This window comes from Halomonas sp. TA22, assembly GCF_013009075.1.
Taxonomy (GTDB): domain Bacteria; phylum Pseudomonadota; class Gammaproteobacteria; order Pseudomonadales; family Halomonadaceae; genus TA22.
This window is the reverse complement of record NZ_CP053108.1, coordinates 1324257-1343716: the sequence shown is the minus strand read 5'-3', so window position 1 is coordinate 1343716 and position 19460 is coordinate 1324257. Positions and strand designations below refer to the sequence as shown.

The 19460-nt window shown below is 60.9% G+C and carries 18 protein-coding genes; 11 read left to right on the top strand and 7 right to left on the bottom strand.

The features are described from left to right. Positions 1-47 precede the first annotated feature (47 nt). From HJD22_RS06225 to HJD22_RS06215, 3 genes are read left to right on the top strand one after another with little or no spacing between them, the layout of a single operon-like run. Entirely contained in the window at positions 48-1496 is a 1449-nt protein-coding gene (locus HJD22_RS06225) for an enoyl-CoA hydratase/isomerase family protein (RefSeq protein ID WP_208655992.1), read from the top strand. After that, the gene (locus HJD22_RS06220) at positions 1493-2689 is read left to right on the top strand and encodes an acyl-CoA dehydrogenase family protein (RefSeq protein WP_208655994.1); all 1197 of its coding nucleotides are present in this window, start codon (positions 1493-1495) and stop codon (positions 2687-2689) included. The genes HJD22_RS06225 and HJD22_RS06220 overlap by 4 nt, the downstream gene beginning before the upstream one ends. A gap of 9 nt (positions 2690-2698) precedes the next feature. Then, complete coding sequence (locus HJD22_RS06215; protein WP_208655995.1) at positions 2699-3820, top strand: acyl-CoA dehydrogenase family protein; 1122 nt, start codon at positions 2699-2701, stop codon at positions 3818-3820. Positions 3821-3836: 16 nt separating this feature from the next. Here the strand turns inward: HJD22_RS06215 and HJD22_RS06210 are convergent, their stop codons facing one another. The 6 genes from HJD22_RS06210 to HJD22_RS06185 form a co-directional block, all read right to left on the bottom strand. Continuing rightward, positions 3837-4490, bottom strand: a complete 654-nt coding sequence (locus tag HJD22_RS06210) for a retention module-containing protein (protein WP_208657040.1) — start codon at positions 4488-4490, stop codon at positions 3837-3839. A gap of 124 nt (positions 4491-4614) precedes the next feature. Next, complete coding sequence (locus tag HJD22_RS06205; protein WP_208653873.1) at positions 4615-5241, bottom strand: response regulator transcription factor; 627 nt, start codon at positions 5239-5241, stop codon at positions 4615-4617. A 6-nt stretch (positions 5242-5247) separates the two neighbouring features. Next, positions 5248-6681, bottom strand: a complete 1434-nt coding sequence (locus HJD22_RS06200; protein ID WP_208653872.1) for an HlyD family type I secretion periplasmic adaptor subunit — start codon at positions 6679-6681, stop codon at positions 5248-5250. After that, positions 6681-8789, bottom strand: coding sequence for a type I secretion system permease/ATPase (locus HJD22_RS06195; protein WP_283101583.1), 2109 nt, complete (start codon positions 8787-8789; stop codon positions 6681-6683). Before HJD22_RS06195 ends, HJD22_RS06200 begins: the two co-directional genes overlap by 1 nt. Before the next feature lie 141 nt (positions 8790-8930). Next, a complete protein-coding gene (locus HJD22_RS06190; RefSeq protein ID WP_248730126.1) occupies positions 8931-10850 on the bottom strand; it encodes a TolC family outer membrane protein in 1920 nt (639 codons plus the stop codon). Between the two features lie 370 nt (positions 10851-11220). Next, the gene (locus HJD22_RS06185; RefSeq protein WP_208653870.1) at positions 11221-11538 is read right to left on the bottom strand and encodes a tryptophan synthase subunit beta like protein; all 318 of its coding nucleotides are present in this window, start codon (positions 11536-11538) and stop codon (positions 11221-11223) included. A 275-nt stretch (positions 11539-11813) separates the two neighbouring features. Between HJD22_RS06185 and HJD22_RS06180 the strand changes: the two genes are divergently transcribed. Both HJD22_RS06180 and HJD22_RS06175 read left to right on the top strand, forming a co-directional pair. Next, positions 11814-12140 carry a four-helix bundle copper-binding protein gene (locus HJD22_RS06180; protein WP_208653869.1) on the top strand — a complete coding sequence of 109 codons (327 nt, stop codon included), beginning with the start codon at positions 11814-11816 and terminating at the stop codon, positions 12138-12140. A 244-nt stretch (positions 12141-12384) separates the two neighbouring features. Continuing rightward, the gene (locus HJD22_RS06175; protein ID WP_208653868.1) at positions 12385-12663 is read left to right on the top strand and encodes a hypothetical protein; all 279 of its coding nucleotides are present in this window, start codon (positions 12385-12387) and stop codon (positions 12661-12663) included. Positions 12664-12723: 60 nt separating this feature from the next. On the opposite strand, the gene HJD22_RS06170 is transcribed toward HJD22_RS06175, so the two are convergent. Then, the gene (locus tag HJD22_RS06170; protein WP_208656714.1) at positions 12724-13179 is read right to left on the bottom strand and encodes a pilin; all 456 of its coding nucleotides are present in this window, start codon (positions 13177-13179) and stop codon (positions 12724-12726) included. A gap of 432 nt (positions 13180-13611) precedes the next feature. Between HJD22_RS06170 and pilB the strand changes: the two genes are divergently transcribed. The 6 genes from pilB (at position 13612) to HJD22_RS06140 (ending at position 19434) form a co-directional block, all read left to right on the top strand. Beyond that, positions 13612-15354, top strand: a complete 1743-nt coding sequence (gene pilB / locus HJD22_RS06165) for a type IV-A pilus assembly ATPase PilB (RefSeq protein WP_208653867.1) — start codon at positions 13612-13614, stop codon at positions 15352-15354. A 55-nt stretch (positions 15355-15409) separates the two neighbouring features. Beyond that, positions 15410-16642, top strand: a complete 1233-nt coding sequence (locus tag HJD22_RS06160; RefSeq protein WP_208653866.1) for a type II secretion system F family protein — start codon at positions 15410-15412, stop codon at positions 16640-16642. Positions 16643-16767: 125 nt separating this feature from the next. Then, entirely contained in the window at positions 16768-17592 is an 825-nt protein-coding gene (locus HJD22_RS06155) for an A24 family peptidase (protein ID WP_208656713.1), read from the top strand. 10 nt (positions 17593-17602) lie between these two features. After that, positions 17603-18226: a dephospho-CoA kinase gene (gene coaE, locus HJD22_RS06150; protein WP_208653865.1), complete on the top strand. Its 624-nt coding sequence runs from the start codon at positions 17603-17605 to the stop codon at positions 18224-18226. A gap of 77 nt (positions 18227-18303) precedes the next feature. Then, entirely contained in the window at positions 18304-18531 is a 228-nt protein-coding gene (yacG, locus tag HJD22_RS06145) for a DNA gyrase inhibitor YacG (RefSeq protein WP_208653864.1), read from the top strand. A gap of 6 nt (positions 18532-18537) precedes the next feature. Beyond that, positions 18538-19434, top strand: a complete 897-nt coding sequence (locus HJD22_RS06140) for a DNA replication terminus site-binding protein (RefSeq protein ID WP_208653863.1) — start codon at positions 18538-18540, stop codon at positions 19432-19434. Positions 19435-19460 lie beyond the last annotated feature (26 nt).

Here is a 19460-nt window from a genome sequence, read left to right as displayed (position 1 = left end):
TCGCTTCCCCTGCGATTATCGATTCACTTAATTCAGGAGCCTGTCGTATGTCGACATGTGTACATTACCAGCGCCATACCGATATCGGCGTGATCAGCATCGACAACCCACCAGTGAATGCGCTTGGCCAGGCCGTGCGTAGCGGGCTGCTCGAGGCGCTGGAACAAGGTCTGAATGACAAGACAGTAACGGTGCTGGTGCTGCTCGCCGAAGGGCGTACCTTCATTGCCGGCGCTGATATACGCGAGTTCGGCAAGCCCCCCCAGGCGCCGTTTCTTCCTGAGGTGATCTCCCGACTGGAGGCCAGCAGCAAACCCATCATTGCAGCACTACATGGCACTGCGCTGGGGGGAGGATTTGAGGTGGCACTAGGATGTCACTACCGTGTGGCCATGCCTGGCACGAAGGTGGGTCTACCGGAAGTCAAGCTAGGCTTGTTACCGGGTGCTGGGGGTACCCAGCGGCTGCCTCGACTCGTCGGCATGGAGCATGCCTTAGACATGATCACCAGCGGACGCTTCGTGGCGACAGAGGAGGCAGTATCACTGGGTATCATCGATGCCATTGCCGAGCAGGGCTCCCCTCTTGAGGCCGGACTCAGTTCAGCCCGCAGAATGATCAAAGGTCAGCTCAGCCCCCGAGTGACCGGGAAGCTTCCCCCGCCAATGAAAGATATTGAGGCACTCGATCGCTATAGCAGCAAGCTCGAGATCGAAGCCCCTGAACTGTTTTCGCCGTTTCGCTGCATAGAGGCAGTGGCCGCCAGTGGCGGTAGCTCCCTGACCGAGGGCTTGCGGCGTGAGCGAGAGCTGTTTCTGGCCTGCATGGACTCTCCCCAGCGTGCCGGACTCATTCACGCATTCTTCGCCGGCCGCGCACCACACAAGGTGCCAGAGGTCGGTGATGTGCCACGCGTGACGACACTTGCATTGATAGGCGACCACCCCCTTTTCGGACGCCTACGAGACCATGCCGAGCGTGCTGGCATCACGCTTGGCTCTACCCCCGACACGACCACTCAGGCCTGCCTGATTGCACAGGGCCAGGACAACGTTGCAAATTCCTGCGATCCATTTGATTGTCTTAGTATCTCCCTGCATTCAGCCACTGATGACCTTACGCTGAACGAAGCGCCTGCTCAGCTTGCGCTGGTCGTCGATGACGGTGCCTATATCGAACTGGTGGCGCTCAACGCATCACCAACCCAGCAACAATCAATTGCCAATGTGCTGAAAGCGCTACGTCAGCCTGTGGTGGTCAGCCGTGATGCCAGCATTCTGGCGTTACTCCATCAAGCCGCCGACAACGCGCCCAAAGAACGGTCGCTTGAGGCCATGCAGATCGCCAGCCGTTCGATTGCCGATCAAGGCTATTGCTACCGTACCAGCGACATCGATCTGCTGGCCATCGAGGCGCTGGGCTACCCTCGCCACCTCGGGGGGCCCTACCGCCACGCCGAGAGACTCGACTCCTCTCCGTCGGAGACGTCTTCATGAACTTGTCCTTTAGCGCCGATGAGCAGGCGTTTCGTCAGCAGGTACGTGATTTTCTTGCCACCTCTCTTCCCAACGAGATCCGAGAGCGTGTCAGGCTCGGTCGGCGGCTCACGGCCGACGATCATATCCGCTGGCAAAATATTCTCAGCGCGCGGGGCTGGCTCGCCGTCAACTGGCCCGAAACCCACGGCGGCCCAGGCTGGGGGCCAGTGGAGCGGCATATCTTCGATGAGGAGTGTGCTGCTGCTCATGCTCCCACGATTGTGCCATTCGGCGTCAACATGGTGGCGCCGGTGATCATTAAATTCGGCAGTGAGGCTCAGCAGTACTATTACTTGCCGCGCATTCTCAACAATCAGGACTGGTGGTGCCAGGGCTATTCGGAACCCGGTGCCGGCTCCGACCTCGCCAGCCTCAAAACCCGAGCGGTGCGCGATGGCGATCATTATGTCGTCACCGGTCAGAAGACTTGGACCACCCTCGGCCAGTACGCCAATATGATGTTCTGCCTGGTGCGCACCGACCCCGAGGCCAAGAAGCAGGCCGGCATCAGCTTCCTGCTGATCGACATGGCAAGCCCCGGCATTACCGTGCGTCCCATCATCACGCTGGACGGAGCCCACGAGGTCAACGAGGTCTTTCTCGACGAGGTTCGTGTACCTGTCGCCAACCGTATCGGCGACGAGGGCCAGGGCTGGACCTGCGCCAAATTCCTGCTCACCCATGAGCGTACCGGCATCGCTGGCTTGGGGCATGCCAAGCAAGCACTGCGCCATCTCAAGCAACTGGCGTCATGCGTGCAGCATCGTGGCCGCCCGCTGCTTGAGCTCGCCAGCTTTCGTCAACGCGTGATTCGTGCCGAGCTAGAACTCATGGCACTTGAAGTCACCAACCTACGGGTCATCGCCGCCGCGCGTGACGGAGGCATGCCTGGTGCCGAAAGCTCGCTGCTCAAGGTGCGAGGCTCGGAGCTTCGCCAGGAACTCAGTGAACTGACACGCCGTGCGCTCGGCCCGGCAGCACTGCCCTTCTTGCCGGAGTTTCTCTACGGTGATACCGAGCTTGACGATCCTGTACTTGCCGTAAGCGCCGCAGGGGCACCCCAATACTTCAACCGTCGCAAGCTGTCCATTTATGGCGGTTCAAATGAGATTCAAAAGAGCATCGTCGCCAAGACGATTCTCGGCATGTAAGGAGTTCACATGGACTTTTCCTTCAGCGACGAGCAGCGCATGCTCGCCGAGACCCTCGAGCGCCTGGTCACCGAACAGGTATCGCCAGGTCAGCGCCGCATCCTGCTGGACGCCCCATCGAACAGGCCCTCACTGCTCTGGAAGACATTCGCCGAACTTGGCCTACTGCACATGCCTTTTGCCGAAGAGGTCGGAGGGCTCGGTGGTAGCGGTATTGATCTGATGATCATCATGAAGGCCCTAGGCCGCGGCCTGGTTCCAGAGCCCTATCTGGCTGGCCTGGTGCTGCCCGGCGACCTGCTCGCCCGACTCGGCCATACTGAGCAGCAAGCTCAGTGGTTGGTGCCGCTACTTGAAGGTGAGCATCAGCTGGCCCTGGCCTGGCAGGAAGCGAGCTCACGTTACGATGCTCACGGCATCGCCAGCAAGGCCACAAGGCACGAAGCAGGATGGCGCATCGAGGGTAGCAAGCAACTGGTGCTCAACGCATCGGCGGCTAGCGCCACTCTGGTGACCGCCCAGCTCGAAAACGACACGCTGGGTCTATTCATGGTGCCCGCCGATACCCCCGGCCTGACACGCCGTGACTATTTCACCATTGATGACCAACCCGCCAGCGACCTGAATCTCTCCGGCATTATCCTCAAGACAGATGCCTGCTTGAGCCAGGATGCCGCCGAAGCACTCGACGCTACCCTTGCCACGGGACGCGCCGCCCTATGTGCCGAAGCCATCGGCGCAATGGAAGTCGCCTGCGACCAAACGTTGGAGTATCTCAAGGAACGCAAGCAGTTCGGCGCCCCCCTCTCGACGTTCCAGAGCCTTCAACATCGTATGGTGGAGATGCACCTGCATCTGGAACAGGCCCGTTCCATGGCGATTCTTGCCGCCACCAGCCTCGAGCGCCCAGCAGCCGAGCGAGACTACCGCATTGCCGCAGCCAAGGCCTACTGTGGTGAGGCTGCACGCTTCGTTGCCGAGCAAGCCATTCAGCTGCACGGCGGCATGGGCATGACCGAGGAGTGCTACGTCTCGCACTATGCCAAGCGTCTGGTGATGTTCGATCACTACCTGGGCGATACCGATTATCACCTTGAGTATGTCAGCGAGCGGCTTGTCACCGCTGCCTGAGCCCAGTCCGTAGCGCTTAAATATAAGGAGACGACAAGTGGAACAGGTAGAACGCGAATTCATGGATTTCGATGTGGTCATCGTCGGCGCCGGCCCCTTCTTCCGGTTCTTCCGGTTCTTCCGGTTCTTCCGGTTCTTCCGGTTCTTCCGGTTCTTCCGGAAGTTCGCCATCCTCCTCCTCGGCTTCATCTGCTGGCGCAGGCTCACCTCGAGAAGTAATCAGCTCATCCCCCTGTGGCGAGCCGAATTCGTATGCCAGCGGATCGACCCCCTCGCTGATGCGGGCCAGACGCACGAAGCTGTGACCACCCTCGTCACCGCCACCGGCTGCGCCGCCTGCCGCCGTCGGGTCGAGCAGTTCGAGAAGATCGCCATCATCGTCGTCGATCGCCGCCAGCAGGGCCTCAAGGTCGACATCCAGTGCACTGGCATCGGCGCTCTCCACCGCCACGCGGGCATCGAGCTCCGGCGTCATGACGACTTCCTGGCCAGCGCCGATGGCGATGGGGGCGAGACCATCATGGAAATCGAGCCGAATGCTTCCCTGATCCGACGTGACCAGCGTCTCTCCCTCTCTCAGGCTGTCACCCACCCTCAACTCACGAAAGATACCTTCGGCATCGCGTGCCCAGGCCTGGCCAGTGATCGAAACAACGGTTGCTATTGCCATGATGGGAGAGCCTCTGCGTTAACCCTGCCCGCGAATGCGCAAGCGGAGCGTGTCTTGTAGATGCAACACAGCCTAAGGAGAGACGTGCAGAAAGAATATGGTACCGATGGACAGGTAGGGAGTGTCATGAATCGATCTCGATAGCCGATTCGGCACGCCGCGAGATCATTAGAATCAGCTGCATGCGATCGCGCACGTTCAGCTTGCGAAAGATGGACCCCAGATGCGCCTTGACGGTGCGTTCGGTGATCTCGAGCGTGCGCGCGACCTCCTTGTTGCTCTTGCCCGAAGCCACATGCAGCGCCACGCTGCGCTCGCGCTCGGTCAGCACACTCAGCACATCGTCACGCACCTGCGCCACACCCCCCAGCGCCCTGAAGGACGTGCCCACCACTTGGGCCAGAAGCTCCGGCCCGACCCAGATACCCTGGTGTTCGGTGACCAGTGCAATCTGCTGCAGCAGCGCTGCCGGGGAAAGCGCATGGGCATAGCCGCGCGCGCCTGCCTCCAGCGCCTTGAGCGCCACTCCCGATGTCGGCGAATAGGAGAGCACCACCACCACCGCCCCCTGTCTCACTAGGCTGCGGACCAGTGTCGGCCACTCCTCCACCTGCTCCATGAGCCACACATGATCGCCCGCCTGCACAAGGCGACATACCTGCGGTGTGCGACACTGACGCAGGTGGGGAAAGGCCTCTCTCCAGCGCGGACTCTGCTGCTCACTCTGTGTCACGAAGATATGTCGTTTCATGGCGTTTCAGCGCTCGGTCAGTGCATTGCTGGTGCCACGCAGTATCGGCTTGAGCAGGTACTCCATCACCGTGCGCTTGCCCGTCATGATGTCCACCTGTGCGGTCATGCCGGGAATGATCGCCAGCTCCTGCTGCTCGGCAAAGCCGTCCTCGAGCGTACGCACCCGCACCAGATAGAAGGTATTGTCGTTGTCGTCGGTGATGGTATCGGCGCTGATATGGTCGAGCTCCGCCTGCATGCCGCCATAGATAGCAAAGTCGTAGGCGGTCAGCTTGATGGTCGCCGGTTGCCCGGGGCGCAGGAAGGCGATGTCCTGAGGCGCGATGCGCGCCTCCACCAGCATCTGGTCATCACTCGGCACGATCTCGACCACATCCTGGCCCGGCTGGGCCACGCCCCCCAGGGTGGTGATGTAGAGCCGCTGCACCACCCCCGCGACCGGCGCCCTCACCTCGGCCAGCCGTACACGATCCTGCAGCCCGGTACTCGATTCATCGAGCGCCGAAAGTTCGCCAAGCGCATCGGACAGCGCGTCGCGCCACTCGCCACGGCGCTCGAGCGTGACTTCCCGCAACTGCGCCTCGGCCTCCTCGACTGCGGCCTGCAGGCGTGCCACCTGGGAGCCGGCCTGGCTGCGATCGCCACTGGCACGTGACACTTCGCGCTCAAGCCTCAGTACCTCCACTTCCGATACCGCGCCGGAGCTGAGCAGCGGCCGAGTCAGGTTGAGCTCCTGGCTCGCCATGCTGAACTCCCGAGAGGCGGTGCTGAGCCGCGACTGCGCCTCGTTCAGCTCCTCCTGGCGCTGACGCAACCGGTCCCGCGCCATGCTCTCGACCTCACGTAACTCCGAGCGACGGCTGTCGTAGATGTCATGCTCATGGCTGACGATCTCCGGCGCCTCGGCAAGCAGCTCATCGGAGGGGGCGAAGGGCGAATCCATGAGCAGCGCCTGCAGGCGAGCGATGCGCGCCTGCAGCGATAGCGCGCGTGCACGGTTCTCGCGGAAGCTCGATACGAAGCGGGTCGGATCGATGCGCATCAGCAGCTCGCCCGCCTCGACCATCTGCCCCTCGCGTACCAGGATTTCTTGGACCACCCCGCCATCGAAGGACTGCACCTTCTGCAACTGGGTGGAGGGGATGATGCGTCCCGTACCCCGGGTCACCTCGTCGATATTGGCGAAATAGGCCCAGGTAACCAGCGCCACCAGCGCCAGCAATACCGTATAGAGGAAGCCACGGGCGCGCATCGGCTCCTGCTGCATGCGTGCCCAGTCGGCATCGCTTGCCCAGTCGCGATTGAGATGTGCCGACGAGACCCGCCGGGCGAACAATCGGTCGAACAAGGGACGAAAGGGCTTGCCGCCCCCTTCCGAGAGCCTGCCGATGGCCTCGAAGCCCTGCTGTTCGGCACTCTTCGGGCTTGACTGCTCCATCAGCTGGCCCTCCCGATCTGCCCACTGCGCAGCGCTTCCACCACCCTCTCCTTGGGACCATCGGCGACCACCTTGCCGGCATCGATCACCACGATGCGATCGACCAGCGACAGCAGCGACGTGCGATGGGTAACGATGACCATTGTCTTGGCCTCGGCATATTCGCCCAGACGCCTCTTGAACGCCTCCTCGCTGGCATGGTCCATGGCGCTGCTGGGCTCGTCGAGCAACAGGATCTGCGGGTCGTGTACCAGCGCCCGGGCAATCGCCACGCTCTGGCGCTGGCCACCCGACAGCATCTGGCCACGTTCCCCCACCGCCAGATCGACGCCTTGGGGGTGAGTGTTGATCAGTTCGCCAAGCCCACTGATCTCCAGCGCCTGGAGCAGCGCCTCATCCTCTATCGCATCGCTGCCGCCGCCGGCGACGACGTTCTCGCGCAGTGACCCGTAGAACAGGCCGACATCCTGGGGTACGTAGCCGACATGGCGGCGCAGTTCGATGGGATCGAACTGGCGAATATCCACGCCATCGAGCAGCACTGCACCGCTTGTCGGCTGATAGAGCCCCAGCATCAACTTGTTGAGTGTCGACTTGCCGGACCCCACCCGCCCCAGCAGCGCGACCTTCTCACCAGGCTCGATCTTGAGCGTGATGTCGCGGATGGCATCGCGCTCCTGGTCGGGATAGCGCAGGGTGAGTCGATTGAACTCGAGTTCGCCACGCACCACCGGGCGGCCGACGAAGGCCTTGCCCTCGGGGCGCTCCACCGGCCTCTCCATCACGCCATTGAGCGCGCCGAGCGCCGTCGACGATTGGTGGTACTGGGCCAACAGTGCGGCCGCCTGGCTGACCGGCCCCATGGCGCGCGAGGAGAGCAGATAGGCGGCGATGAGGCCACCCTGGCTCAAGTCGCCCTCGATGATCAGGTAGACACCGATGATGATCACCGCCACCGCCACGCTATGCTGCGCCCATAGCGCCACGCTCGACACCGACGAACTGATCAGGCGTAGCTGCGCCGAAGTGCGTGACAAAAACGCCGTGCTCTTCTCCCATACCGACTGAAGACGACTCTCGGCGCGCAGCGTCTTGACCGTCTCCAGGTTGGCCAGGGACTCCACCAGGGTGGCGTTGCGCTGCGCACCGACCCGCCAGGTAGTCTCGGAGAGCTCATGCAACTTGCGCTGTGCCCCCAGCGCGTAGAGCAGTACGAAGACGATTCCCACCACGATGGGCAGCGCCAGCGGCACGCCGATCATCGCGATGATCGCCACGAACAGCACGACGAAGGGCAGGTCCACCAGCCCGACCACCGTTGCCGAGCCGATGAAGGCGCGCACCGATTCGAAGGAGTGCAGCGTGGCGGAAAACGAGCCGGTGGAGGCCGGCCGCCCCTCCAGGCGCATGCCCAGCACTCGCTGCATGATCGACGAGGAGAGCTTGACGTCGGCGCGACTAGCGGCCAGGTCGACGAAAGCGTTACGCATCAGGCGCAGCGCCAGGTCGAAGCAAAGCACCACGAAGATGCCCACCGCCAGCACCCACAGCGTCTCGGTGGCCTGATTGGGCACCACGCGGTCGTAGACGTTCATCACGAACAGCGGCATGGCGATGGCAAACAGGTTGATCATCACCGAGCCTACGATCACGTCGCGATAAAGCTTGCGGTTCTCGCGAATCACCCCCCAGAACCAGTGGTGAGTAGTCTGCTTGTCAACTTCTGCGCCCCGTGCATCGAAGCGGAACTTGGGGCGTGCGTAGATCACCCGGCCGCTGAAGCGGGCCTGCAGTACATCGAGACCGATCTCGATGGCCGCCTCGCCGAGCTCGGGAAAGATCACCTGCGCCGTGCGGCTCCTGATGTCGAGCGAGGCAAGCACGCAGGCCCTTCCCGGCTCGAGCAGCACCACGACCGGCAGCAGCGCCGCGTTGAGCTGCACCAGGCGTACACGTGCGTGTCTCGCCGCTAGCCCGGCTCGCGACGCCGCGCGCAGGAAGACGCTAGGGGTCAAGCGCCCTTCTTCCAGCGGCAACCCGGCGACTAGCGCATCGCGAGACATCTCCTGATCGTGGGCCCGAGCAACGACTCTCAGACACTCCAGCAGATCATCCTGCGGCGGTGGCTGATACTGCGGCGGTGGCTGATACTGCGCTTCCTTGGCGTACTTGGCATCGCTGGTCACATCAACACCTGCTGGCGGCGACTGGCATGGCAACATTCCCTTGACGTGAATCGTCGCTATCCATTAGTGAACGCTAAACTGACGTCCCTGCAGCGGTGTGCCCGTCATGTCCAGGTTCTCGCCATGCACCTCAAGCGTGACCTCCACACGACGGTTGGCACGCCGCCCTTCCACCGTATCGTTGCTCGCCACCGGGTTGCGTGATCCATGGCCCCGCATTTCGAACAGCTCGGCGGGGGCCCCACGGGAAGCGAGATACTGTGCCACGCTGCGCGCACGCGCCTCGGAGAGCGGATCGTTGATCGCATCGTTGCCGGTGGTATCGGCATGCCCGGCAATGAACACCCGGCGCAGGTCATTGCGGGCCTGAATACTGTCGGCCAGGGCATCGAGCTCACTGCGCGCCGGCGTACTCAGCTCCGCGCTGTTGATGGCAAACAGCGCGTCGGCACTCATCGTCATGTCAGGGGCACGCGTCTGCCCGGGCACTCCCAGGCCACGTGTCAGCTCCTCCAGCGTGAAGCTGGTAGGGGCTTGCGCAGGGCAGATGATGTCGGGATCGATGGTCACACCGTCGTTCGAGAGCTCGGCGAGTGTCGGCGCATCCTGGTTCATCACCCCAAGTGCCGACATCAAACGCCCCATGGCCGCCAGCGTGCGAGCATCGGCCACCGTCATGTCGTACTGGGCATTGATGTAGGCGCGACTCGCATCGAAATACTCGTTCTCGCTGTCGAGCACATCGAGCAGTGTGCGCTGGCCGATATCGAACTGCTGTTGATAGGCACCACGCACCCGGTCGATGGATTGGCGATGCTCATTGAGATACTGCATCTGTTCACGCAGACGCTGCGTATCGTTGTAGGCGATCTGGGTGGTCTGTCGCAGATCCACGCACTCCTTGTCGCGCAGATCGACCGCCTGCTCCACCAGATCGCTTGCTCGCCGGAACGATGCCATGTCTCGCCCACCGCGATAGAGGTTCACGCTGGCGACCACCTCGGCGATGCTCTGGTCCCGGCGACCGGTGAAATCGCTCTGGTTGTTGGTGCCGGTACGCGCGCGGAACTCGATGCGCGGATGAAAGCCCGCGCGAGTCCCCTGCCGCTCGGCCTGGGCCGCTTCGATATTCTCGATCGCTGCATGGAAGTTGGGATTCCCCTCGTAGGCCATGCGTACCGCCTCGCTCACCGATGCCGGCAGCTCCGCCTCGAGGGTGGGCGGTGCGGCCAGCGTCTCGGCGGGCAATTCGCCGACCAGGCGCTGGAAGCGTGAGCTGACGTCATGCAGGTTGGCAGCCTCGGTCAACAGGTTCGACTCGGCCAGCGCCAGGCGTCCGCTGATCTGTTCCAGATCGACACGGCGGCCAGCGCCCGACCCGACGCGCTCCTCGATCTGGTTGTATACCTGAAGGTGTGCGGCGTAGTTGTCCCTGGCCAGCGCTACCAGCTCCCGATAGCGACGAACATCTTGATAGGCGCGCGCCGATTCGAGGGCGACCTCCTCACTGGCGCCGAGCAGCTCGTAGTAGCGCACCAGCTTGGCACGATCCAGACGCTGGACATCGTTGCGAGTGGCGAAGCCGTCATAGATCATCTGATTCAGCGACAGCTCGGCGAAGTCGGAATTGAAGCTGCCCCGGCCATCGCCCTGGCGATCCTCGCGCCCGACCCCCGCCGTGACATCGATGCTCGGCAGATAGGCACCACGCGCCATGTCGACCTCGTTCATCGAGGCGCGAAACCCATTGTAGGCGGCCTGCACTTCGGGGTTGGTCGATACCGCTCGCTGAACCACGCTCCGCAGATCGCTGCTACCACTGGAGACCATCACCCCCTGCGCCATGGCAGGCATGCTAGCCAAACCAGCGACAAGCAGCGCCAGGCCGGTCATGGTCATGGTCATGCGTGGAGCGGTAGCCAATGAGGCAAAATTGGCGGGAAGTGTGCAAGTACGTAAGGCAAGTGCACGAGACGGTTTCATGAAAGGGGCTCTCCCTGCGTAATGAAGCGACCAAGCTCGTCGGCTGCTGCGCGCTGTTGTCATCCGGTTGCACCAGTACGGCCCCGCTTACGACATTGGTATGGGGCGGCACTGGCCTTAGCCAGGTTATGTTGCCATAATGTAATTCAAGGTAACTATAATTTACTATATGTACAACGCACTTTTTTTCTGATTGACGGGAGTCGGGGTGAGCAGGCACGGCTTGAGATGCAAGAGGCGGCAAACCGGAAGGCCCTGGCATCAGGGCCTGAAGTCACAGCGCTTGCACAGCGCCTGAGAGACGGGAGCAGAAGATTGAAAGACTGAAACAGAGGGCTTGAGAGGCTGGAACCAGCGCTACAGCAGGAATCTAGCGGTCATTTTCGAGCAACGCCACGCTCTTGGATCGACTACGCAGATATTGACGCGCCGTCAGCTTACTACGTGCCGCGTGGGGCAACTCGGCATAGCCAATGGTCCCTTTGGCCAGCAACAGTTCGATCACGTCATCAAGCACACGAACGAACTCGAGATCGGAGGCTTCGAGTTCATCTGACTTCGCAGCATCGCTACGCCCGATAAAGTCGGCAAGTTCAGGGGAGCCTGGCGCGATCAACTCGCAGCAGTCAGAGGTGGCGGTGCGGCTCGCCATCTCGATCTGACCTTGATGATTACGTTTGATGTACATGGTCTGGTATCGCTCCTGGGGTCGCGCACAATCCCTGTAAGCGGCGATGAAAAGGCAGTAACGTCAAGAAAATAAATTGTAACCATACGCAACATGCTATCCAAGCATTTTCTACTGAACCAGCGTTCATGGCCGTGGCACACCTATTTATGGCCATTACCCAGACGATCCTTGTCGATCAGCCATAAGCATCTACCCTTCAGTTGTAAACCTTGATCGCGGTGTGGGCCGCCGATGGCGCCCATGGATGAGCCACAGCACTAGGAGAAAGCGACATGGAACTGGAGAAGTTCAAATCCTGCATAGAAGCGTGCAATGTGTGCGCCGCTTACTGCGAGTCGTGCGCTACCGCCTGCCTGGGAGAGGATGACGTTCAGATGATGGCAGAGTGCATCCGCCTGGATCGACAGTGCGCGCAGATTTGCCGACTCGCCGCCTCGTTCATGGCACAGGGTAGCGAATATGCCCGTGAGATCTGCAGCATCTGCGCCAATATCTGCAAGGCGTGCGCTGATGAGTGCGCCAAGCACGACGCCGATCACTGCCAGGCGTGCGCCGAGGCCTGCCAGCGTTGTGCCGAAGAGTGCTATGCCATGGCGTGAGGACATTCGTGGAATGGCAAAGAGCAGTAATGTCTCATCTCTTCAATGTAATGAAGATAGCCAGCCGGCCAGGCTGGCTATCTTCAGTTCACATCTATGATGCTCACAGGTCGACTTTCATCGTATGCAAAGCTCATGTCTGGTCCAGTGAATCGTGCGCCGTCCGATACAGCGCAGCGCTGTTTGCAACGCCTAGCTGTGCTATCGTTCAGGCAATGTAACTCACGTGCACAGGAACGCGATCATGGCTTCATCCGAGATTCAGAAAACCCGCGTCATCAACGAGCTACGCGGTTTCATCAAGAAGGTGTTGCAAGACCCGGCGATTCTTGAGCGTTCAGTGGAGATCGCCCGCAAGCACCTGCAGGAGGGCGACAAGGCCAGCATGGCCCGTATTGCCAACGAGATTTCCGACTCCACCAGTGTGCATATTCCGGAAGACCCGGCGGAGCACTCCGAGGCGGATCGGCTGTTTCTGGAGTTGTTGAAGGAAGTGGTGAGTGAGGAGCAGGCTTTATATTAAATTCGTGATGAGTTAAATAATAAGGCCGGCAGAGCCGGCCTACATCATAAAGGCATAACTTTAAGGAGTACCCCCAGCTGTGTCTGCCTCGGCCTCCTCACAATTACTTGCAAACTGTTGAGGAACTGTAGTGGTACATGCCCAGCCCCATGTTCCGTCTGTTTGGCTATAAGTATAAGTAACAGTATTTTCTCCAGCAGTTATCAAACTAGGGCTTGCTGATGCCCCAACTCCAAATTGATAAGTTAATGAATTATTAGACTTATTATTTATTGCACCATAGCTTCCCTGGATACTTATGCCTAGGTCTCCAAGGGTAACTTCTTCCATAGACATCCCTTGATCTATTCTTTCCTGTACTGACGACCGGGCTCCACTCAGTAGTGAATGTGCCTCTGCAAATTGCGCTCTTGCCACATAATTCTGATACTGCGGAATCGCGATTGCCGCCAGTATCCCGATGATCGCCACCACGATCATCAGCTCGATCAGTGTAAAGCCGCCCTGCTTGCGCATGCCCAGGCCCGCCTGCCGTTGTTGCTTCATTCGTCTTCCCCTTGCGTATCGACGCTTCGTTTTACGGCCCGGCGGCTTGACGCGCCTTGCCTTAATTGCCTGCGTTACCGCTTGCCATCGAGGCAGAGCGCTATCACCGTCGCCCCAGGCATGAGCAAAACGGCACTATAGAACTACACTGCGTAACAATAAGTTTCACTTTCTTCCGAGGCAATAGCATGAGCGAAAAATATCGCTACTCTAACCTCTCCGTAAGAGGCATCCTCATGATTCGTCTATCGGCGGGCGATGGCGGCACTTTAGCCCTGGCTGAAAGAATCGTGCACAAGAGCATGCTCTCTCATGCGAAAAGGCGAGCAATTTTCTCGGCTTGGTCGGTGCATTTACCCCCTGCAAAGCGCTAGACTGAGCCAAACGCAGCAGGGATAACTCATGCCGGATTCTGCCTCCCCCCCTAAGGATGCCTCCGCTTCCGGGCTTAGCGGACTGGCACGCCGCCTGGTGGCAGACGGCCTCCTCTCGCCTGCCGCCGTGGCCCGTGCCGAGCGGGAAGCTCGCGAGGCAGACATCTCGTTGATGGAGCACCTGATCGAAAGCGGTCTGGTCACACCGCGCCAGGCGGCGATGGCCGCTTCCTGGGAGTATGGCATCCCATTGATCGACCTGGATGCCTTGAAGCTGGACTCACTGCCCCAGGCAACGGCCCTCCCCGAAGCGCTGCTGCGCAAGCTGGGCGTGATGCCGCTCTACCTGGGGCAGCACCACCTTACAGTGGCGGTGCCCTACCCCGCCAAGCTGGTGATGCTCGATGAGCTGCAGTTCGCCACCGGCAAGAGCATCGAAGCGGTGCTGGCTCCGGTGGATCAGCTCGCCCCGGCGCTCGAGAACTATCTTTCTCATGCCGACCAGCGCAGCATGCTTAATGATCTCGAGGGCGCCGATGAGGCGCTGGAAGATCTTGCCTACGATGAATACGACCCCGAGGCGGATACCGAGATTACCTCGGGGAGCGACGACGCACCGGTGGTGCGCTTCGTCAACAAGATTTTGTTCGATGCCATCAGGCGTGGTGCTTCGGACATCCACTTCGAACCCTACGAGACCAGTTACCGCATTCGCCTGAGAGTCGACGGCATCCTGCTCGAAGCCGCCCGCCCCCCGTTTGGCATGCGCACGCGTATCGCGGCACGATTGAAGGTAATGGCACGGCTCGACATTTCCGAGCGTCGCCTGCCGCAGGATGGCTCGATCAAGCTGCGCCTCTCCAAGCAGCGCTCCATCGACTTTCGCGTCAACTCGCTGCCTACTGTTTATGGGGAGAAGCTGGTACTGCGGATACTCGATCCAGCATCGGCACGGCTCGGGATCGATGCATTGGGCTTCGCGCCCGAACAGCGCGCCATCTATGAACAGGCGTTGGCCGAGCCACAGGGGATGATTCTGGTCACCGGCCCGACCGGCAGCGGCAAGACGGTGACGCTCTATACCGGTATCAATATCCTCAATACCATCGAGCGCAACATCTCGACTGCCGAGGATCCGGTGGAGCTGAAGGTGCCGGGGGTCAACCAGGTCAACGTGCAGCCCCGTATCGGTCTGGATTTCGCTAGCGCCCTGCGTGCTTTCCTGCGCCAGGACCCGGACGTGGTGATGGTCGGTGAGATTCGCGACCTGGAGACTGCGGAGATCGCCGTCAAGGCGTCGCAGACGGGCCATCTGGTACTCTCCACCGTACACACCAACTCCGCCTCGGAAACCCTGACGCGGCTGGCCAACATGGGCGTGGCCCCCTTCAACATCGCAAGCTCGGTTTCGCTGATCATCGCCCAGCGCCTGGCTCGCAAGCTCTGCCCCCACTGCCGGCAACCTGCCGAGATACCGCAAGAAACCTTGCTAAAGCAGGGCTTCACCGAGGCCGATATCAGTGTAGCGACCCTCTATCAACCGGTGGGTTGCCGCCAATGTACGCTGGGCTACAAGGGACGCGTGGGCATCTATGAAGTGGTGCCGATCAGCGATGCCATCAGTCAGCTGATCATGCGGCAGGGTAACGCCATCGAGCTTGACGAGCAGGCGCGTCGCGAGGGCTATCCGGACTTGCGGCGCAGTGGCCTGCTGAAGGTGATGCAGGGGATTACCAGCCTCGAGGAGGTCAATCGCATCATCAAAGATTAGGTTCACATAAAAAAGCATGGACGGCTATAGATCGCCCACGCAGGGAGAAAGACAGATGGTTAGCAGAACGGCAAAGGCACCGAGCGAGATCAAGCTGCATCGCTGGCAGTGGTCGGGTAAGGGGCCTAATGGACGAGTGGTAAAAGGCGAGGTCGTCGCCAGCTACAGGCATGAGGTGGAACGCGAGCTTGCCGGGCAGCATATCCTGGTCAAGCGTATACGCCGCAAGAGTGCCTGGTTCGCGGGCGGTGGCAAGATCCAGCCCCGCGACATCATGCTGTTCGCTCGACAGATGGCGACCATGATTCGCGCAGGTGTACCAATGCTGCAAGCCTTCGAGGTGGTGGCGGAGAGCCTCAGGAAGCCGGTGATGCGCACACTGGTCCAATCGCTGATGGATGATGTAAGCTCCGGTACCAGCCTCTCGCAGGCAATGCGCCGTTATCCTCAGCACTTCGATCGGCTGTTCGTCAACATGGTCGAAGCCGGCGAGCAGTCCGGTTCGCTCGAGCGCATGCTCGACCGGGTCGCGACCTATAAAGAGAAGATCGAGACGCTCAAGGGGCGAGTCAAGAAAGCCCTCTACTATCCAGTGGCGGTAATCGGCGTCGGTATCGGGGTGACGGCACTGCTGCTGGTCAAAGTAGTCCCGCAGTTCGAGAGCCTGTTCCACGGCTTCGGTGCCGAGTTGCCCGCCATGACACGCATGACCATTGCTTTCTCCGCATTTGCGCAGCAGTACTGGCTGATGGCGCTGGTGGCAATGATTGCCGGCATGATGCTGACCCGACAGGGCATGATGCGCTCCGAGACCTTTGCCTATCGCATGCACGCCCTGGCACTGAAGCTGCCGGTGATCGGCAACATCCTCGACAAGTCATCGGTGGCGCGCTATTCACGAACACTTGCCACGACGTTCGGCGCCGGCGTGTCGCTGGTGGAATCACTCGAGACCGCCGCTGGCGCCAGCGGCAACAAGGTCTATGAGCGTGCCGTGCTCCAGGTGCGAGACGATGTCGCGACAGGCCAGCAGCTGTTCTTCGCCATGCGCCTGAGCGAGCGATTCCCGGCACTGGCGGTGCAGATGGTAAGGATTGGCGAGGAAGCGGGCTCCCTGGATGCGATGCTCAATCGCGTTGCGGATTATTACGAGGAGGAGGTCGACAACAAGGTGGATGCCCTTACCTCGCTGCTCGAGCCCTTCATCATCGTAGTGCTTGGGATGCTGGTCGGCGGGCTGGTGGTCTCCATGTATCTGCCGATCTTCGAGCTGGGTACCGTGATATGAGCCCGATCGTGGCGAATTCCGTAAGCCGTAAAAATACGGATCATGAGTCGTAGCAGTTATCTGAACGATGACAGGAGTGTCGCTTGCTTGACCTTTCACCCGCCCTGTTATGGATACTGGCCGCCATGCTGGGGCTATGCCTGGGCAGCTTTCTCAATGTGGTGATCGCTCGACTGCCGGTCATGTTGATGGTGGGGTGGCGCCAGGAGGCCCGCGAAGCCTTGGCGAATGAGGTGAATGAGCCGCTTGTTCTTGAGCAAGCGCCCTCCTTCAATCTACTGGTGCCCCCCTCACAGTGCCCACGCTGCGAAGCCCCCATTGCCTGGCATGACAACATTCCACTGCTGGGCTATCTCAAGCGACGGGGGAGATGCGCGCACTGCGCTGGCCGAATCAGCTTGCAGTATCCACTCGTCGAGCTTGCAGCAATGGCATTGACCCTTGCCGTGCTGGCGATTCATGGCTTTACCACCGCCAGCCTGTTTTCGATCGGCGCCTGTCTGGCCTTACTGAGCCTAGCCGCCATCGATTTTCGTACTCAGCTGCTGCCGGATACCATCACTCTGCCGCTGCTGTGGGCGGGACTGCTCTATCAACTGCTGTTCCAGCCATTGATGCTACCCAGCGCGGTGATCGGTGCGATGCTGGGATATGGCGTGCTATGGTCCTTCTACTGGCTTTTCAAGCTGATCACCGGCAAGGAGGGGATGGGCTACGGCGATTTCAAGCTGCTGGCCGCGCTTGGCGCCTGGCTTGGCTGGGAAGCGCTACCGCTGCTGCTGATCATTTCGGCAGGAGCCGGTGCCGTCGTCGGCATCGTCCTGCAGCGTCTCATGCCCGATCTACGCGGCATGCCCATGCCATTCGGACCGTTCCTTGCCCTGGCGGGCTGGGTCTTGATACTGGGCGGTGCCCCGCTGCTGGCAATGTACCTCTCGCTGCTCTCATGAGGAGGCCACCATGAGCCTGACCATTGGCGTGACCGGCGGTATCGCCTCGGGAAAATCAAGCGTGGCTCATGCCTTCGAAGCCCACGGCATCCCTTGGGTGGATGCCGATGACGTGGCACGTGAAGTGGTAGCGCCCGGTGAGCCAGCACTCGACGAGATCGCCGCACGTTTCGGCAGCCAAGTGCTCGACATGCAAGGTTGCTTGAATCGCCGCGCCCTGCGCGAGATCGTGTTTGCCGACAATACCCAGCGCCGCTGGCTCGAGTCGGTCACCCATCCACGCATTCGTCAACGTCTGGTTCACCACTTGGAGCGGATGGCGGCGGGTCCTGCCCCCTATCACCTGCTGGTCTCGCCGTTGCTGTTCGAATCGGGTCAATACCGCATGGCCGACCGCTGCCTGGTGATCGACGTATCGGAAAGCGTTCAGATTGTTCGCACCACGAGCCGCGATGAGGTCGACGAAGCCCAGGCCCGGGCGATCATTGCCGCCCAGATGTCCAGAGCCGAGCGTCTCTCCCGCGCCGATGACGTGCTCGATAACAGCGGTGATGCGCAAAGTCTCACGCGGCAGGTCGCTGAACTCGACAGGCAGTACCGGCAACAGGCTAGCCATTCGTCATCACCAGCCTGATTCGCCCCCTTGCAAGAAAAGCCTATCCCCGTATTATCGCTCCCAACGACGTTTACCCATCACAAGGGCCGATTGCCATGCATCAGGAACAGCCATCACGCCCGCTCGAGGTTGCCTGCCCTCAGTGCCACAAGAAGGTACTATGGATCGAGGAGAACCGCTTTCGCCCCTTCTGCTGCGAGCGCTGCAAGTTGATCGACCTGGGGGCCTGGGCGAGCGAGTCTCACCGCATCGCGGGGGAGCCCGCCATGGACGAGACCGAGATCGATGAGATGATACTGCGCGCCGAACGCGGCCAGGATTGAGTGGCAATGCCCCCCTCTTCTCACCTGAACAAGCCGGCGTACCAGCTGCTTGCCGAGCTGGAAGCGGCCTTCGATCTCCTGATCGAGCGTATCGAAGGGCTGGTCGAGCGCTATCGTCGCTCTCCCGGCAATGCCTGGGCACTGCATACTCCCACCCCGGATGCCGAGTGGCTGCGCCAGTGCCTGCTCGACTTTTGGTATCAGGATGGGCAGGACGGCCGCGCTACGCGCAGCTATGTCGCACTGGTCGCCGCCGATGAAACGCTCTTGGAGGCGGTGGCTCGTGTCAACGCTGCCAAGGCAGCGTTTGCCGAGATCCTTTCGCGCATCCGTCGAGATGCTGGTGGTTTGATCGCCGAACTCAAAGCGGTACTGCCCTTTCGTCATCCGGCCTTGCATGCACATCTACGTGGCCAGGGCCTTGCCCGGCTGCACCTCAAGCAGTGCTGGCGAGCCATCCCCGTTGCTGATGCGCCCCTGGCCCGGGTGCGCATGGCCTGGTACACCAGTGGCCGCTCGATCAAACGGCTCAGCGTACGTGACGCCGAGCAGAAGCTGCTTGCTCTCGATGCCGAGGCACCGCATATTCGTATCCAACTCGAACGGCTGGCCGGAATACCCGACCGTGAGCCGCTGGCTCAGGTACAGAAACAGGCCCCCTTGATGCGGGCCAACCTCTTCTTCGAGGAGCCATTGGCCGATGGTCACACGCGCCGCGCCATGAACGTCGCGCTGCCACTGTTCATTCCCAGCCATGACGGGCGCCTGCCCGATCACAATGCCCCTCCCCCTTTCCCCAACGAGAAACGCACGCGCGCCAAACGCAGTGACGAACGTCTGGAGGAGCACGTTTTTTTACCGAGCCTGCGGGTATATCGCTACAGAGGGGAAGCATCCAGTTAACCAAATAAAAAGAGATAACGGTATAA

Excerpts from the sequence above, each read along its gene's own strand:
- HJD22_RS06170 (WP_208656714.1), bottom strand. The coding sequence starts at position 13,179 with ATGCGCAAGCAGGGCGGCTTTACACTGATCGAGCTGATGATCGTGGTG.
- HJD22_RS06175 (WP_208653868.1), top strand. The coding sequence starts at position 12,385 with ATGGCTTCATCCGAGATTCAGAAAACCCGCGTCATCAACGAGCTACGC.
- HJD22_RS06200 (WP_208653872.1), bottom strand. The coding sequence starts at position 6,681 with ATGGAGCAGTCAAGCCCGAAGAGTGCCGAACAGCAGGGCTTCGAGGCC.
- HJD22_RS06190 (WP_248730126.1), bottom strand. The coding sequence starts at position 10,850 with ATGAAACCGTCTCGTGCACTTGCCTTACGTACTTGCACACTTCCCGCC.
- coaE (WP_208653865.1), top strand. The coding sequence starts at position 17,603 with ATGAGCCTGACCATTGGCGTGACCGGCGGTATCGCCTCGGGAAAATCA.
- HJD22_RS06205 (WP_208653873.1), bottom strand. The coding sequence starts at position 5,241 with ATGAAACGACATATCTTCGTGACACAGAGTGAGCAGCAGAGTCCGCGC.
- HJD22_RS06160 (WP_208653866.1), top strand. The coding sequence starts at position 15,410 with ATGGTTAGCAGAACGGCAAAGGCACCGAGCGAGATCAAGCTGCATCGC.
- HJD22_RS06155 (WP_208656713.1), top strand. The coding sequence starts at position 16,768 with ATGCTGGGGCTATGCCTGGGCAGCTTTCTCAATGTGGTGATCGCTCGA.
- HJD22_RS06215 (WP_208655995.1), top strand. The coding sequence starts at position 2,699 with ATGGACTTTTCCTTCAGCGACGAGCAGCGCATGCTCGCCGAGACCCTC.
- HJD22_RS06140 (WP_208653863.1), top strand. The coding sequence starts at position 18,538 with ATGCCCCCCTCTTCTCACCTGAACAAGCCGGCGTACCAGCTGCTTGCC.
- HJD22_RS06225 (WP_208655992.1), top strand. The coding sequence starts at position 48 with ATGTCGACATGTGTACATTACCAGCGCCATACCGATATCGGCGTGATC.
- pilB (WP_208653867.1), top strand. The coding sequence starts at position 13,612 with ATGCCGGATTCTGCCTCCCCCCCTAAGGATGCCTCCGCTTCCGGGCTT.
- HJD22_RS06210 (WP_208657040.1), bottom strand. The coding sequence starts at position 4,490 with ATGGCAATAGCAACCGTTGTTTCGATCACTGGCCAGGCCTGGGCACGC.
- yacG (WP_208653864.1), top strand. The coding sequence starts at position 18,304 with ATGCATCAGGAACAGCCATCACGCCCGCTCGAGGTTGCCTGCCCTCAG.
- HJD22_RS06185 (WP_208653870.1), bottom strand. The coding sequence starts at position 11,538 with ATGTACATCAAACGTAATCATCAAGGTCAGATCGAGATGGCGAGCCGC.
- HJD22_RS06180 (WP_208653869.1), top strand. The coding sequence starts at position 11,814 with ATGGAACTGGAGAAGTTCAAATCCTGCATAGAAGCGTGCAATGTGTGC.
- HJD22_RS06220 (WP_208655994.1), top strand. The coding sequence starts at position 1,493 with ATGAACTTGTCCTTTAGCGCCGATGAGCAGGCGTTTCGTCAGCAGGTA.